The organism is Hymenobacter chitinivorans DSM 11115 (genome assembly GCF_002797555.1).
Classification (GTDB): domain Bacteria; phylum Bacteroidota; class Bacteroidia; order Cytophagales; family Hymenobacteraceae; genus Hymenobacter; species Hymenobacter chitinivorans.
On sequence record NZ_PGFA01000001.1, the window covers coordinates 1842152 to 1856958 of the forward strand.

Annotated in this window: 15 protein-coding genes; 8 read left to right on the forward strand and 7 right to left on the reverse strand. The window is 60.9% G+C overall.

Annotated elements, in window-relative coordinates:
- Window positions 1-70: 70 nt before the first annotated feature.
- Window positions 71-1366: an aspartate kinase gene (locus CLV45_RS07690; protein ID WP_100335777.1), complete on the reverse strand. Its 1296-nt coding sequence runs from the start codon at window positions 1364-1366 to the stop codon at window positions 71-73.
- A gap of 85 nt (window positions 1367-1451) precedes the next feature.
- Between CLV45_RS07690 and fbp the strand changes: the two genes are divergently transcribed.
- On the forward strand, window positions 1452-2474 hold the full coding sequence (fbp, locus tag CLV45_RS07695) for a class 1 fructose-bisphosphatase (protein WP_100335778.1): 1023 nt from the start codon (window positions 1452-1454) through the stop codon (window positions 2472-2474).
- 72 nt (window positions 2475-2546) lie between these two features.
- Here fbp and CLV45_RS07700 read toward each other — a convergent pair whose 3' ends face one another.
- The 3 genes from CLV45_RS07700 to yihA all read right to left on the reverse strand — a co-directional run bounded on the left by CLV45_RS07700 (window position 2547) and on the right by yihA (window position 4410).
- On the reverse strand, window positions 2547-3194 hold the full coding sequence (locus CLV45_RS07700; RefSeq protein WP_100335779.1) for a DUF5606 family protein: 648 nt from the start codon (window positions 3192-3194) through the stop codon (window positions 2547-2549).
- Between the two features lie 32 nt (window positions 3195-3226).
- Window positions 3227-3718: an energy transducer TonB gene (locus CLV45_RS07705; RefSeq protein ID WP_100335780.1), complete on the reverse strand. Its 492-nt coding sequence runs from the start codon at window positions 3716-3718 to the stop codon at window positions 3227-3229.
- Between the two features lie 74 nt (window positions 3719-3792).
- Window positions 3793-4410 carry a ribosome biogenesis GTP-binding protein YihA/YsxC gene (gene yihA / locus CLV45_RS07710; RefSeq protein ID WP_100335781.1) on the reverse strand — a complete coding sequence of 206 codons (618 nt, stop codon included), beginning with the start codon at window positions 4408-4410 and terminating at the stop codon, window positions 3793-3795.
- 505 nt (window positions 4411-4915) lie between these two features.
- Here yihA and CLV45_RS07715 point away from each other — a divergent pair.
- From CLV45_RS07715 to CLV45_RS07730, 4 genes are all read left to right on the forward strand, one after another.
- Window positions 4916-7105, forward strand: coding sequence for an OmpA family protein (locus CLV45_RS07715; protein WP_100335782.1), 2190 nt, complete (start codon window positions 4916-4918; stop codon window positions 7103-7105).
- A gap of 128 nt (window positions 7106-7233) precedes the next feature.
- Complete coding sequence (gene ubiE / locus CLV45_RS07720; protein WP_100335783.1) at window positions 7234-7959, forward strand: bifunctional demethylmenaquinone methyltransferase/2-methoxy-6-polyprenyl-1,4-benzoquinol methylase UbiE; 726 nt, start codon at window positions 7234-7236, stop codon at window positions 7957-7959.
- Entirely contained in the window at window positions 7908-8711 is an 804-nt protein-coding gene (gene porT, locus CLV45_RS07725) for a type IX secretion/gliding motility protein PorT/SprT (protein WP_100335784.1), read from the forward strand. Before ubiE ends, porT begins: the two co-directional genes overlap by 52 nt.
- Before the next feature lie 30 nt (window positions 8712-8741).
- On the forward strand, window positions 8742-9491 hold the full coding sequence (locus CLV45_RS07730; RefSeq protein WP_100335785.1) for an SDR family NAD(P)-dependent oxidoreductase: 750 nt from the start codon (window positions 8742-8744) through the stop codon (window positions 9489-9491).
- Between the two features lie 63 nt (window positions 9492-9554).
- Here the strand turns inward: CLV45_RS07730 and CLV45_RS07735 are convergent, their stop codons facing one another.
- Both CLV45_RS07735 and CLV45_RS07740 read right to left on the reverse strand, forming a co-directional pair.
- A complete protein-coding gene (locus CLV45_RS07735) occupies window positions 9555-10205 on the reverse strand; it encodes an alpha/beta hydrolase (RefSeq protein WP_100335786.1) in 651 nt (216 codons plus the stop codon).
- A 108-nt stretch (window positions 10206-10313) separates the two neighbouring features.
- Window positions 10314-10808, reverse strand: coding sequence for a cytidine deaminase (locus CLV45_RS07740; protein WP_100335787.1), 495 nt, complete (start codon window positions 10806-10808; stop codon window positions 10314-10316).
- Window positions 10809-11053: 245 nt separating this feature from the next.
- On the opposite strand from CLV45_RS07740, the gene CLV45_RS07745 reads away from it, so the two are divergent.
- From CLV45_RS07745 to CLV45_RS07755, 3 genes are read left to right on the forward strand one after another with little or no spacing between them, the layout of a single operon-like run.
- Entirely contained in the window at window positions 11054-12421 is a 1368-nt protein-coding gene (locus tag CLV45_RS07745) for a saccharopine dehydrogenase family protein (protein WP_100335788.1), read from the forward strand.
- A 19-nt stretch (window positions 12422-12440) separates the two neighbouring features.
- On the forward strand, window positions 12441-13379 hold the full coding sequence (locus CLV45_RS07750) for a hypothetical protein (RefSeq protein WP_100335789.1): 939 nt from the start codon (window positions 12441-12443) through the stop codon (window positions 13377-13379).
- A complete protein-coding gene (locus tag CLV45_RS07755) occupies window positions 13372-14079 on the forward strand; it encodes an ATP-binding cassette domain-containing protein (RefSeq protein ID WP_157807359.1) in 708 nt (235 codons plus the stop codon). The genes CLV45_RS07750 and CLV45_RS07755 overlap by 8 nt, the downstream gene beginning before the upstream one ends.
- Here the strand turns inward: CLV45_RS07755 and CLV45_RS07760 are convergent.
- The gene (locus tag CLV45_RS07760; protein ID WP_245882778.1) at window positions 14076-14798 is read right to left on the reverse strand and encodes a tRNA1(Val) (adenine(37)-N6)-methyltransferase; all 723 of its coding nucleotides are present in this window, start codon (window positions 14796-14798) and stop codon (window positions 14076-14078) included. The genes CLV45_RS07755 and CLV45_RS07760 overlap by 4 nt on opposite strands.
- Window positions 14799-14807: the final 9 nt, after the last annotated feature.

Below are 14807 nucleotides of genomic sequence, written 5' to 3' on the forward strand. Positions count from 1 at the left end.
GAGAAGCCAATACCGGCCAAAAAGGTTTAAAAAAGCCGTTAAAATCAGGTTTTGGCTGCCGCGCCAACCCCTACAGCAACCCCGTCACCGGTAGGGCCCGGCACACAAACTGGAAGGTCTGGCGGCTGCGCTGCTCGAGCAGCAGCTCCCGGCCGGTGGTCAGCCGCTGCAGGCTGGCCGGGTCGTAGTTTTTGATGGTGTAGAGCTCCAGCTCGGTGTTGTAGTGAATCGTGAACTGGTCCCGCAACTGGCTCAGCAGCTTTTCCAGGCGGTAGGCCGAGAAGTCGGTGCAGACGGAAAAGGAAATGGCCGAATTCTGCATCATGTTGATTTTGAGCCGCACCTGGGCCAAAGCCCCGAAAATAACCTCCAGGTTTTCCTCCGAAATAAAGGTCAGGTCCCGGGACTCAAACGAAATCAAACATTGCCCGTCTTTGCGAATAAAGGCCGGCGCCAACGGCTCGTGCCGTCCCTCGCCAATGCGCGTCCCCTCGGCCGTGGGGTCCAGAAACGACTTGACCAGCAGCGGAATCTGGCGCACGGCCAGGGGCTTGATGGTTTTGGGGTGAATAACCGAGGCCCCGTAGTAGGCCATTTCGATGGTTTCCTGGTAGCTGATCTGCGGAAACCGCACCGTGTCGGCAAAGAACTTGGGGTCGGCGTTGAGCAGGCCGGCTACGTCTTTCCAGATGGTCACGGCCTGGGCCTGCAGGCAGTAGGCAAAAATGGCGGCGGTGTAGTCGGAGCCTTCCCGGCCCAGCGTCGTGGTCAGGCCGTTGGGGGTGCCGCCCAGAAAGCCCTGGGTCACCACCGGGCCGCGCTGCAGCAGGGTGGGCAGCTGGTCGCGCACGTTCCACTCGGTAGTGGGCCAGTCGATGCGGCCCTCGCGCCAGGTATGGTCGGTGCGCAGCAGGGGCCGGCAGTCGAGCCACTGGGCGTCCAGGGCCCGGGCCACGATGCAGGTGGCCAGCAGCTCGCCAAAGCTGATGATCTGGTCGTAGTGCTGGTCGTAGGTATCGGCCGGGGCCGGCGGCGGCTGCAGACTGGCCAACTGCTGCTCCAGTTGGGCCAGCAGGTCCTGCAGCTGCCCGGTCTCCGTTGATTCCTGCCCGAATAGCTCCTGGGCCACGCCCAGGTGGAAGCTGCGCAGCGCGTCCAGCTTCGGCCCACAGTCCTGCCCGGTAAAGGCCAGCTGGAAGATTTCCTCCAGGGCGTTGGTGGTTTTGCCCATCGCCGACACCACGATGAGCAGTTGCTGCTGGGCCGCGTGCTCCCGCACAATGCGGCAAAGATTCCGGATGGCTGCCGTGTCTTTTACCGACGCGCCGCCGAACTTATATACCTGGAGGGAATGGGGTTCCTGCATGGGCCAAAAGTAGGCAGCGGGCGGCAGATGTGGCGAAAAAGCTTAGTTTTGTAGGCCAGAACCACCTGCTCACCCACCCACTTTTATGGACCACAACAAACTGGCTCTCCCCGTCGGTACCACCCTCGACCGATTCATTATGCGCAAGCAGGAGGACTTCCCCTACGCCACGGGGGAGCTTTCCCAGCTGCTGCGTGATATTGCCCTGGCAGCCAAGATTGTCAACCGCGAAATCAACCGCTCCGGTCTTATTGACATTGCCGGTGCCTACGGCAACCAGAACGTGCAGGGCGAGGAGCAGCAGAAGCTCGACGTCATTGCCAACATCCGCTTTATCCGGGCCCTGCGCAATGGGGGGGAGGTTTGCACCATCATTTCCGAGGAAGACGAGGACATGATTCAGACCGGTAACAACCAGGGCAAGTACGTCGTGGCCATCGACCCCCTGGACGGCTCCTCCAACATCGACGTCAACGTCAGCATCGGCACCATCTTCAGCATCTACCGCCGGGTGTCGGCTACGGGCTCCGAGGGCACCGAGCAGGACTGCCTCCAAACCGGTACGCACCAGGTGGCGGCCGGCTACGTAATTTACGGCTCGAGCACCATGCTCGTGTACACCACCGGCAACGGCGTCAACGGCTTCACCTACGAAAACTCCCTGGGCGAATTTTTCCTCTCCCACCCCCAGATCAGCACGCCCAAAACCGGCGCCATCTACTCCATCAACGAAGGCAGCTCGGAGTACTTTTCCGAAGGCACGGCGGCGTACGTGGCCTATTGCAAGCAGCAGGGCTACTCGGCCCGCTACATTGGCTCCCTGGTAGCCGATTTTCACCGCAACCTGCTCAAGGGCGGCATCTACATGTATCCGGCCACCAAGAAAGCCCCCAACGGCAAGCTGCGCCTCATGTACGAGTGCAACGCCCTGGCCTTTATCGTGGAGCAGGCCGGGGGCAAATCCAGCAACGGCCGCAGCCGCACCATGGAAATCGAGCCCAAGAGCCTGCACGAGCGCAGCCCACTCTTCATCGGCTCGACCGAACTGGTCGAAAAAGCCGAGGAGTTTCTCGCCACCGAATACACCGACGCGGTAGCCTCGCTCTAGACTGGGCCAGCTCCCAAACACAAAGCCCGGCGGATACTAATCCGCCGGGCTTTTTGATGGTAGGAGAGAAGCCTACTCGGCTTTCTTCCGGGACTTTTTCGCCGGAGCGGCCGTGGCGGCTTCGGGGTTGCCGGCGGCTTCCGCATCCTGCTCGGTCGGAATAATGCCAGCCGTACTCAGAGCCTCGTCGGCGGCGGGAGCCTCCTGCTGGGTGCCCGCTTCGGTCGACTCCTTGGTGGCTACTTTGTTCTTGCCTTTGGCCGGGGCTTCGGCCGAAGTTTCCTCCACGCTGGCCGCCGTTTCGGTGGGCTGCTCGGCGTCGGCGGCCTGGTACTCGAGGCGGCCACTGACGGCCTTGTACCACGACACCAGCTTTTTGATGTCCGACATGTACACGCGCTGCCGGTCGTAATCGGGGATGATTTCACCCATGAACGTGGCCAGGTCCCGGTCGTCCGACTTGTTAGTAACAGTCAGATCGGTGCCGTACTTCTGGTAGATCCGGTCGAATACTTCCGTCAGCGGGATGGTCTGGTCGTAATCCTGGGTATAAATGGAAATCTCCTGCAGCAGCGACACCTTATTGCGTGCCGAGGCTACCGAGCGGGTGCCGCGTTCATCAAGCGACTCTACAATGACGCCGGCTCGGGTAGGACGCACCAGGCGATAAAGACCGGGCATTCCACTGATTGCGGCAATTTCCTTGAGGTCGTAGGGCATAGAAAAAAGAGTTGGGTAAGAAAATCAGATGGTTATTCGGTGGGCGCCGGAGCGGCATCCTTGCCCGGCGTGGGCAGCTTAAATACGATGGGCAGGCTGGTCAGCACGGCGTAGTCGGGCTTGCGGAACTTGAGCAGGCGGGTTACGCGCAGGGCTTCTTCCCCGCAGCCGCCGCCAATGTTCTTCACCAGCTTGATGCCCGACATCGTGCCGTCCGTATTGAGCGTGAAGCTCACGATGCAGGTGCCCTGAATCCGGTTGCGGCGGGCCATAACCGGGTATTTGAGCTCTTTCTCGATGAAGGCATACAAGGCTTCCTGTCCGCCTTCGTAATACTCGGCTACGGGAATAGACTTCGCGACGTGACCCGGAGCAGCGGCGGCCGCGGGAGCGGCTTCCGCGGCGGGAGCCGTCGTTTCGGGAGCCGGGCCGTCGGTCTTCACTTTAACCTTCGTTTTTTGAGCAAAGGCCGTTGACGTACCGGCGAGAAGGCCCAGGGCCAGAATAAATGGGATTTTTTTCATGGAAAAAACCGGGAGGAAAAGAAAAAACTAGGGGCGAATTGTTGGCCGGTGAGCGTGGCAATTACAGGGCCAATCTACGCATTCTCCGCTTGCTGGGCTAATTGCCGGTTTATTTCGTCGATGAAGCCCAACAATTCCTCGCGGCCAGTTTTTTCCTCGGCCGATGTAATAAAATGACGCGGCAGCTCGTCCCAACTCTGCTGCATCTTCTGCAGGTAAGCCGTAATATTTTGCTGCGTGCGGGAGGTCGACTGCTTATCGGCTTTGGTAAAAACCATTACGAACGGAATTCCTTCCGCGCCGAGCATTTCCATAAATTCCAGGTCGGGAGCCAGCGGGGCGTGGCGCGAGTCAATCAGCACAAATACGCAGGCCAGATTTTCCCGATTGCGCAGGTAATAATTAATCATTTTGCCCCAGGTAGCCCGCGAATCCTTGCTGACTTTAGCGTAGCCATAGCCGGGCAAGTCGACCAGGTACCAGTTGTCATTAATCAAGAAATGGTTGATTAATTGGGTTTTACCGGGCAAGGAAGACGTTTTGGCCAATCCTTTGTGGCCAGTCAGCATATTAATTAAGGAAGACTTGCCGACGTTGGAACGGCCAATAAAGGCGTATTCGGGCAACGTCGGCGGCGGACATTGGTCAACGCGCGAATTGCTCATCATAAATTTTGCTTCGCGGATAATCATAAGCCAAAACTGCTGGGGTGAGGCTGCAAAGGTAGCAGATAACGCCGGGTGATGCCGCGCAATAAATTTTTACGGAAAACCTTGCAGTTTACGAAGCACGCCTATATTTGCGCGGCCTGCAGCCTCTTTTTACATATGGCAGCCCAAGTCCTTTCCGCCGCTTGGATTATGTAAAACCTCTTTACAATTGGATACGGCTAAGGTCGTATTATAAAATTTCTATCTTTGCCCGCAACTTGCCTTGTTCCGTATTGCCAAGCTGGTTCCTTTAGAAGCGTGAATGTTCTCTTTGTAACGCTTCAGTCCAGAAAAAAACGGCTGGCAGGCTTAACCCTGGAACAGGTTTTCAGTATAAGAGGCAACTCTTAAAAAATTTGCAGCCGCAAAGGGCGGCGCTTTTTCTGCAAACCTCCCTGCAACTCCTTATTCTCAAACCCCTCCTACAATGGACAACTTAGTCAGAAGGTTATTGACAGCCTCTTGCACCTTCGCTCTTGCCGCAGCCGTGGCCCAGCCTGCGCTGGCCCAGAGCACCCGCAAGACGCTAAAGACTGCAAACAAGTTCTTTGACCAAGAGAACTACCGGGCATCCATCCCTTTCTACGAGCAGGTGTTGGCCAAGGAGCCGAACAACGCGCTGGCCCTGTTCCGGGCTGGTATTGCGTACATGTCCTTTGACAAGGAAAAGGCCAGCGACTACATCTACAAGGCCCAGCGCCTGAAACCCAAGGTTTCGAAGGATGTGGAGTACTGGCTCGGCCGCGTGGATCACCTGAACTACAACTTCGACGAGGCAATTGCCCACTTCCAGGCCTACAACACCACCCTGGGCAAGAAGGATACCCGCAAAGCCGCCCTGGCTCAGCTGATCCAGCACAGCAAAAACGCCAAGGTGCAGTTCAATAGCCCCAAGGACATTTTCGTTAAGAACCTGGGCCCAACCATCAACACGGCCTTCTCGGAGCACAGCCCCGTGATTTCCAATGATGATAAGCTGCTGCTCTTCACCTCGCGCGGCGAAAACGTTACCGGCGCCTCGGGTTCGACGGCCAACCCCAAGAACAAGAGCGTAGCCGCCGACGGCGAATACTACGAGGATATCTTCGAAGCCAAGCGCATCGACGACGAGAACTGGGAAAAGCCCCGCTCCCTAAGCGGCGCCCTGAACGGCAAAGGCCACGATGCCTCCATCCAGGTGTTCGACAACGACACTAAGATGCTGATGTATCGGCAGGATGAGAATGGCGACATTTTCTACTCCGAAAAAGCCAGCGGCGACTGGACCGAACCCAAGAAGCTGAATAACAACATCAACTCGAAAGCCTTCGAGTCGGATGCCTATATCACGCCGGATGGACTAACGATTTACTTCTCAACCAGCAAGTATTCGGATCAGAACACGCTGGACATCTACTACGCCACCCGCCAGCCGGGCGGCGACTGGGGCACGCCCAAGTCGCTGGGCAACGTGATTAACACGCCCTTCGACGACGACAGCCCCTACCTGAGCAAGGACGGCAAGACGCTGTACTTCAGCTCGCGCGGCCACAACACGATGGGTGGCTACGACATCTTCAAGTCGGAGTACGACTCGGTGGGCCGCACCTGGGGCCGCCCCGAAAACATGGGCTACCCCGTCAATACGCCCGACGATGACACGTACTACCGCCTGAGCCCCGATGGCAGCTACGCCTACCTCTCCAGCTACCGCATCGGCGGCTACGGCGAGAAGGACATCTACACCATCAACTACATCAAGAACGCCATCATCCGCGGTAAGGTGTACTCGCAGCGTGACAGCACCATCATTCCCGGCGTAGAGCTGGTCTTCTCGGGTACCCAGGCCGACAAAACGGCCCTGAGCTACCGCGACGTGACCAAGCCTGAAACCGGCGACTACCAGGTAAGCGTGCTTTCGGGCCGTACCTACCAAGTAGCCGTGTCGAAGGATGGCAAGAACATCGAAACCCAGGAGTTTGCCGTGCCGGTGTCGACCAGCGACTCGACGGTAATTGAGAAGAACTTCTACGTGCCCTACGTGGACACCTCCAGCACGTACGCTTTCAAGAAGATCTACTTCGATACCGATAAGTACAAGCTGCGCCCCGAGTCCATCAAGGAGTTGAACAACATCAGCGGCATTTTGAAGGCTAACCCCGGCCTGAACATCTCGATTGAAGGCCACTGCGACTCGCGCAACACCGACGAGTACAACATGGTACTGGGGCAGAACCGTGCCGATGCTGCTTACAACTACCTGAAGAAGAGCGGTATTGCTGAAACCCGCCTGACCACGGTAAGCTACGGTGAAAGAGTGCCTTTTGCTACCAACGATTCGCCCGAGAACATGCAGCTCAACCGCCGCGTGGAGTTCCGCCCCATCCTGAAGGAGGGTGAAGCCATGCCCCGCCTGCAGCCCGCCGCCAGCGGTGCTTCTTCCACGGGCAGCGGCTCGGGTGCTCCCGGCTCGTCGGGCAACAACCCGGCTACGCTGACCCCCGGCAAGAGCAAGGTGAAGATGGCCGACGGCACCAAGGTGAAAACCAAGGTGGACGAGGATGACGACAAAGTAAAGGTGAAAGCCAAAGGCGCCAACGGCGAAGAATCGAAGACCAAAACTAAAAATGGTACGATTGACGCCAAGACCAAAGACGCCACTGGTGAGAAAACCAAAGTGAAGACCGACAACGACTAAGCTGTCAGTTGAGCTACGCAAAACGGGCCGGGCATTTCGCCCGGCCCGTTTTTTTTCAACATAATGCCGCCACTAGCGTTATGTTTGGGCAATTCTCCCGTTAAGTCTTCGTTCTTCGCCTCAGAAGTATGTCCGTTGTTCCCTACAAAGATGATGCTGCCGGCAAAAAGTCCCAGGTAGCCCAGATGTTTAACAGCATTGCTGGTAAATACGACTTCCTGAACCATTTCCTCAGCGCCGGCACCGACATCTACTGGCGCCGTAAGGCCGTTGACCAGCTTAAGCAGCTGCGCCCGGCCCGGATTCTGGACATTGCCACCGGCACGGCCGACTTCGCCATCGAAAGCCTGCGCCTCTCGCCCGAAACCAAGGTGACGGGCGTCGATATTTCGGAAGGCATGCTGGACGTGGGGCGGCGCAAGCTCACGGAAAAGGGCCTGGCCAACCGGATTCAGCTGGAGCTGGGCGACTCGGAGAATCTGCCGTTTCCGGACAACCACTTCGACGCGGTTACGGCCTCGTTTGGGGTGCGCAACTTCGAGAATCTGCAGAAGGGCCTGGCCGAGATGCAGCGGGTGCTGCGCCCGGGGGGCAAAGTGGTGATTCTGGAGTTTTCCAAGCCCACGGCTTTCCCGATGAAGCAGGCCTACAACTTTTATTTCCGGCACATTCTGCCGGTGTTCGGTAAACTGATTTCCAAGGACCGCGCGGCCTATACCTACTTACCCGAGTCGGTGCAGGCCTTTCCCGATGGCCAGAATTTCCTGGCTATTCTCACGCAGGTTGGTTTTACAAATCCTACATGGCAACCCCTCACGTTTGGCATCAGCTCCATTTACACGGCGCAAAAGTAGCCGCCCTGGCGGCCCTGACTCTGGTAGCCGGCCTAGCCCCGCACTCGGCTCTGGCGCAGAAAAAAAGTAAAACCAGCTCCAGTAAGGGCAGCCGGGGACAAGTCAAATCCATTACCGTCAATAACAACCCCGGTTACGACGATAAGTGGTTTCACCCGGGTTTCTACATTGCCCCCAACTTCTCGCGCTACAAGATTGAGCAGTCGCCCGCCTACGTGCAGGCCATCCAGAACGGCCGGGCCGTATCGGCCAACTCTTTGGTGAGTCCGGGCCTGTCGGTGGGCTTTATCGGCGACGTGCGGCTGGCCGACTACTTCAACCTGCGCTTTGCGCCTGGGGTGAGCTTTCTGACCCGGCGCATCGAATTCAAGCCCTACGGCTACGAGCCGGCCGACTCGGTCTTTACCCAGGAAATCGGGGGTACCCAGATTGACTTGCCCTTGCTGCTCAAGTTTAAGTCGGAGCGGCGGCGCAACGCGCGGGTGTACGTGGTAGGCGGCCTCAAGCCCAGCATCAACGTGGGCAACCGCCGCAAGGACCCGCTGCGCAACCAGCTGCAGGCCGCCAGCGGGGACCTGGCCATTGAGTACGGGGTGGGACTCGACCTGTTTTACCCGCTGTTCAAGTTTGCCCCCGAGCTGCGCTTTTCCCACGGCCTGACTAACCTGCTCGTGCCGGGCAAGGACGTGTACAGCCGCAGCCTGCAGAGCATGAAAAGCAACACCGTCACGCTCTACCTGAATTTCGAATAAACCGGCTTCGGCCGGTTCTTGCCGCACGTTATGACTCGTACTGCCTTTATCACCGGGGCATCCTCCGGAATTGGCCGCGCCACGGCCGTAGCCCTGGCCCAAACCGGTTTTCAGCTGATATTGACCGGCCGGCGCCAGGAGCGCCTCGAAGAGCTGGCCGAGCAGCTGGCGCCCACCCGGATTCACCTGCTGACCTTCGACGTGCGCGACCGGGCTGCCGTGGATGCCGCCGTGGCTAGTCTGCCGGAGGAGTTTCGGCAGATTGACGTGCTCATCAATAACGCCGGGGGGGCCCACGGCCTGGCCCCGATTCAGGACGGGGACCCTACCGACTGGGACGCCATGCTGGACAGCAACGTGAAAGGACTGCTCAACGTGAGCCAGGCGGTGCTGCCGGGCATGCGGGAGCGGCAGCAGGGCCATATTATTAATATCGGCTCCATTGCCGGCCACGAGGTGTACGCCAACGGCAACGTGTACTGCGCCTCGAAAGCGGCCGTGGCGGCCCTGACCAAAGCCATGCGCATTGACTTGCTGCCGCTCAACATCCGGGTGGCGGAGGTGAATCCCGGGGCGGTGGAAACCGAGTTTTCCCAGGTCCGCTTCAAGGGCGACACCGAGCGGGCCGCCAAGGTGTACCAGGGCTACGACCCGCTCAAGCCCGAGGATATTGCCGAAGTCATCCAGTTTATGGTGACCCGGCCGGCCAACGTCCACATTGCCGAAATCACCGTCTTTGCCGGGTCCCAGGGCGCGGCCACGCTGATAAACCGCCGCTAACTCACCGACCGGTATTCCGCTAAAAAGGCCGACCACGCACTGTGGCCGGCCTTTTTGGCAAATTCACGAAGCCTGATGCAGGCCGTCCAGCACGGTTGCGTTTAGCTCGTGTCGGCCTTCGAAGCGGATGATGTCGGGCTCGACGCCCAGCTTCTGCAGAAAGTCCCGCTGCTGGGTGAGGGCTGTGTCGTCAATAAACTCGTCCTGGGTGCCGCACACGAGCGTGACGGGCAGCTGCCGGAGCAGGTGAGAGGCCACGGTGAAATCCATGTCGGGCGGGAAGGCGCCGGCCCAGAGGATGAGGCGGGCCGGGCGAAACGAAGCCCGGGCCAGCCAGCGGCTGACGGTGGCAGCGCCCTGCGAGAAGCCCAGCACCGTGACCTGCGCCGCCGGGCCGCACTCGGCCAGTACGGCCCGGGCCAGCTGGTTGAGGTAGGCTACGTAATCCTCGATTTCGGCCAGGCGGTCTTCCCGCGTCATCCACGTAGCCCCAATCCGGCCGCTGGTGCCGTTCAGGTAAAAGCGCGACAAGCCCTCCGGGGCAATAATGACCGTCGCAGGATCAGCTTGGTTGAGGCGCTGGAAGTGCCGGATAAAGTAAGCGGCCAGCTGTCCGTAGCCGTGGCACACAAACCACACCCGCCGCGTGGCCACACTGAGCTCTCCGGCCTGATAATACCGGGCCGAGCGGGTAACGGTGAGGCGTCGCTCCATATAGTGAAATGGTGAACTTGTGAAATGGTGAGTTGTTCGTTTAAGTTGCGCTAATGGCGCAGAGCTGCACCGCTACTAGAGCAGCAAACTCACCATCTCACCATTTTACTAATTCACCGTCGGCAGGTCGCTGGCCGAGAACTGGAAGGGCAGTAGGTCGGCCAGGGAGCGGAAGCGGTAGATGGTGTTGTTGGGGCCGGGCAGCAGCAGCGGAATAGGGGAGCCCTGGCGGTTTTCGTACTCGGTCATCACCTGGCGGCAGGCCCCGCAGGAGGTCACGGCCACGAAGTCGCCGTTGGCGGGCCTAGCTGCCACGGCCATGCACAGAATGCGGCGCTCGGGCTGGGAGGAAGCCAGGCCGAAGAGGGCCGTGCGTTCGGCGCAGAGGCCCGAAGGGTAGGCCGCGTTTTCCTGGTTGGTACCTTTGTGAATCACGCCATTATCGAGCAGCAGCGCCGTGCCCACGTGGAAGTGGGAGTAGGGCGCGTAGGCTTGGTCGGTGGCGGCACGGGCCTGTTGCCACGTGGTTGCTTCGGCGGGAGAGAGTTCGGCTTCGGAGGCCAGCACCTCGACGGTGATGGTCAGATGGAGCGGGTGGGCCATCGGGAGAAAAATACAATGTTCGGGAACCGAATGGCGGCCCCGTTCCGGTAAGGGGCGGTGAATGTACTACAATTATCCAAAAGCCGGCGACTTTTATCTAGGCACTGTTGAGCGGCTGGCCGGGGTAGCAAATTAGGTTTCGCACCGGGACTAGCTTTTTTTACCGATTATTGGCCCCAGTTCCCACCCTGTGCCGCGGCGGCCACCCACTACCCACCGCAGCATACCACCTGACTTTCTAGCTAATGTCCCGCATTCTGCTCCTGGGCGCCGGCCGCTCGGCCTCCTCACTGCTTCATTATCTGCTCCTCCACGCCGCCGAGGAGGGCTGGCAGCTTACCGTGGCCGACGTGAATCCGGCCCACCTGGCCCCGGTACTGGCCGCCCACACTGCTTATGCCCGGGCCGTGGCCTTTGATATTCAGCAGGAAACCCAGCTGCCCGAGTTGGTCCTGCAGGCCGACATTGTCATTTCCATGCTGCCGGCCCTGTTTCATTTACCCGTGGCCAAGGCCTGCGTGCAGCACGGCCGCCATTTGGTAACGGCCAGCTACGTATCGGCTGAAATCCGGGAGCTGGACGCGCTGGCCAAGGCCGCCGACATCCTGATTCTGATGGAGTGCGGCCTGGACCCGGGCCTGGACCATATGTCGGCCATGCGGGCCCTGCACGATATTCGGGCCCGGGGCGGGCAGCTCACGGCCTTCCGCTCGTACTGCGGCGGGCTACTGGCCCCCGACTCGGAAGGCGAGAATCCGTGGAAGTACAAGTTTACCTGGAACCCGCGCAACGTGGTGCTGGCCGGGCAAAGCACGGCTAAATACCTCGAAAACGGCCACTTGCGCTTTATTCCCTACCAGCAGCTCTTTGCCCGCACCACGCCCATTACGGTAGCTGGCTACGGTGAATTCGACGGCTACGCCAACCGCGACTCGCTCAGCTACCGGGCGCCCTACGGTCTGGATGCTATTCCGACTATGCTGCGCGGCACCCTGCGCCGGGCCGGCTACTGCGCCGCCTGGCAGGCCTTCGTGCGTTTGGGCCTCACCGATGACGCGGTGCACCTCGGCAATTCGGCCGACATGACCTGGGCTGCGCTGGTTGAATCGTTCCTGCCCGCCCCGAATGGACGGGAAACTTCGTTGCCGGACCGCACGGCGGCGTATCTGGGTTTAGCGCCCGACGGCCCCGAAATGCAGCGCCTGGCCTGGCTCGACGTGTTTTCGGCGCGGCCGGTAGGGTTGGCCGATGCCACGCCGGCCCAGCTGCTGGAGCGCCTGCTCACCGAGAAGTGGCAGCTACAGGCCGGGGACCACGACATGATTGTAATGCAGCACACCCTTGACTACTCCCTGGCCGGGGTGCCCCACCGCTGGGAATCGTCGTTGGTGGTGCTCGGCGACGATGCCACGCACACGGCTATGGCCAAAACCGTGGGCCTGCCGGTGGCTATGGCCGTGCGGCGCCTGGCCGCGGGGCTGGTAGCGCAGCGCGGCGTGGTCATCCCGACCGAAGCCTGCCTGTACGAGCCCATTCTGGACGAGCTGGCAGCCGACTACGGCATTCGGTTCGAGGAGCACGAGGTGAGCTTGCAGCCCGGCGTGCCGGCCTGATTTTTTGGAGCGGTAAACGATGCGCGCATATCTACGGCTGCGGCTGCTGGTGCTGGGGCGGCTGTTGGCCGAAGTCGGTTGGGTGCGGCTCCTGCTGCTGGGCGGCATGCTAATAGTGGCCGCCGGCAAGCTGCTGGAACTGCTCCTGGCTAAGCCCCAGCTGCAGTGGGCCGCGCCGGCGCTGGGCTTGAGCCTGAGCTGGTCGGGCTACCGGCAGCGCACCGACCTGGACTTTCTGCCGATAGTTTCTCCGCGCTACAAGACCTGGCTGAGCGTGGAGTCGGCGCTGCTGCTCGGGCCGGTCTGGGGCTTGCTGCTGGGTTTGGGGCATTTTGGGGCTGCTTTGGCCACGGTTGCCGCGGGGCTGCTGGGGCCGTTTCTGCCGCTGGGCCGCAAGTCGGCCACCCAGCGGCGGCGCCGGAGCCTGTTCCGCAGTGACGCCTTCGAGTGGGTAAGCGGGTTTCGGCGGCCGGTGCTGGGCCTGGGCTGGCTGGCGGCCGTGGGCGCCGCCGCCTGGCAGCACGCCACGGTGGTGCCGGCCGGGGCGCTGCTGGCCTGGAGCCTGCTGCTGACTACCCTCTACGCCATTCCCGAGCCCTCGACGATGGTTACCGGGTACCGCGGCCCGGTGGCCTTTGGGCGGCGCAAGCTGCTGCTGGCCCTGGGGCTGTACCTGCTCACGGCCCTGCCGCTGCTGGGGCTGGCGGGCCTGAGTCCGGCCGGATGGGGTGGCACGCTGGGCGCCTTGCTCTGGAGCCTGCTGGTGCTGAGCTTGAGTATTCTGGCCAAATACGCTTTTTACCCCCACGCCACGCTGCTGCGCCTCACCCAGGCCGGCGCCATTACCATGGCGCTGCTACCCCTGCTCGATGCCGCCTACGCGCCCTTGCTGGCGGCGGCCCTGGGCGGCTTACTCTGGAAAAGCCGCAAACGGCTCCAACTTTACTGGCATGCTTAGCATTCATAATCTAGGGAAAAGCTTCGGGGCGCACCAAGTGTTGCAGGGCGTACATCTGGACCTGCGGCCGGGCTCCATTCACGGGCTAGTGGGCGCCAACGGGGCCGGCAAAACGACCCTGCTCCACTGCCTCTACGGGCTGCTGACCGACTATTCAGGCCAGATTCGGGAAACCACCGGGCTGCCCATCCGGGAGCATACCGGGGTGCTGCCCTACGAGCCCTACTTTTACCCCCGCCTCACCGGGCGCGAATACCTGGAGTTCTGTTTGCAGGCCCGGCGCCGGCCCCGGGTTGATTTTACGGCCTGGAACAGCCTGCTGGAGTTGCCCCTGGACCAGTACGCGGAAGAGTATTCGGCCGGCATGAAGAAAAAGCTGGCCTTGCTGGCACTGCTGGTCCAGGATTTTCGCTACCTAATTCTGGACGAGCCCTTCAACGGCCTCGACATGGGCACCAACCTGCTGCTCAAGGAAATTCTGCTGCGCCTGCGGGCCCAGGACCGGGGTATTTTGCTGACCTCCCACTTACTGGGCACGCTCACCGAAACCTGCGACGAAATAACTCTGCTGGCCGGCGGCACCGTGCTGCGCCACTACCCGGCCGCCGAATTCGGGGCCTTGTCGGCTGACTTGCTCGACTCGCTCTACCAGGACAAGCTGGCCCAGATTGCCGATTTATTGCCCGCCTCTCAACGCTAAAAGGCCAGGTAAAAGTCGCGCAGCAACGCTTCAAATTCGGCCGAGTACGCCTCACTCTCGGCTTCGTGAATGGCCAACGGCTGCTGCTCCACGGCCCGGGACTGGTGGCCAAAGTGGGTAATGTGGCGCAGGGGCTTGCTGCCGGGCCGATGACTCAGTACCAGGCGCCGCTGCGCAAATAACCCGGCGTGGGCAGCTTCCCGCTCGAAATGCTGCATTTCCGGGGGCGGCAACAGCACGCTCAGCTGCCCGCCGGGCGCCAAAAACCGGGAGGCAAACTCGGCTAGTTCCTGAAACGTCAGCGTGTCGGGGGCGGTGTGCCGGGCCGTGGTGCGGGCCGCCGACGGGGAGCGGAGCGACTCCCGGAAAAACGGCGGGTTGCACAGGATATGGTCGTAAGCCGCCGGCTCGGTGGCGGCCAGCGCGGCCAGACTGCCAGCTAGCACCTGTACCCGGCCGGACCAGGGGCTGCCGGCCACGTTGGCGGCCGCCTGGGCCGCGGCTTGGGGCTCAACTTCCACGGCGTCGATGCGGGCCGTGGGGTTGCGCTGGGCGGCCATCAGAGCCAGCAGGCCAGTGCCGGTACCGATGTCGAGGATGCGGGTGGCGGTGGTCAGCTCGGCGGCGGCGCCCAGCACGCAGGCGTCGGTGCACACTTTCATGGCGCACTCGGCCTGGTCGATGGTGAAATGCTTGAAGCGGAAATAGGTGTTGGCCAACGGGCTGCC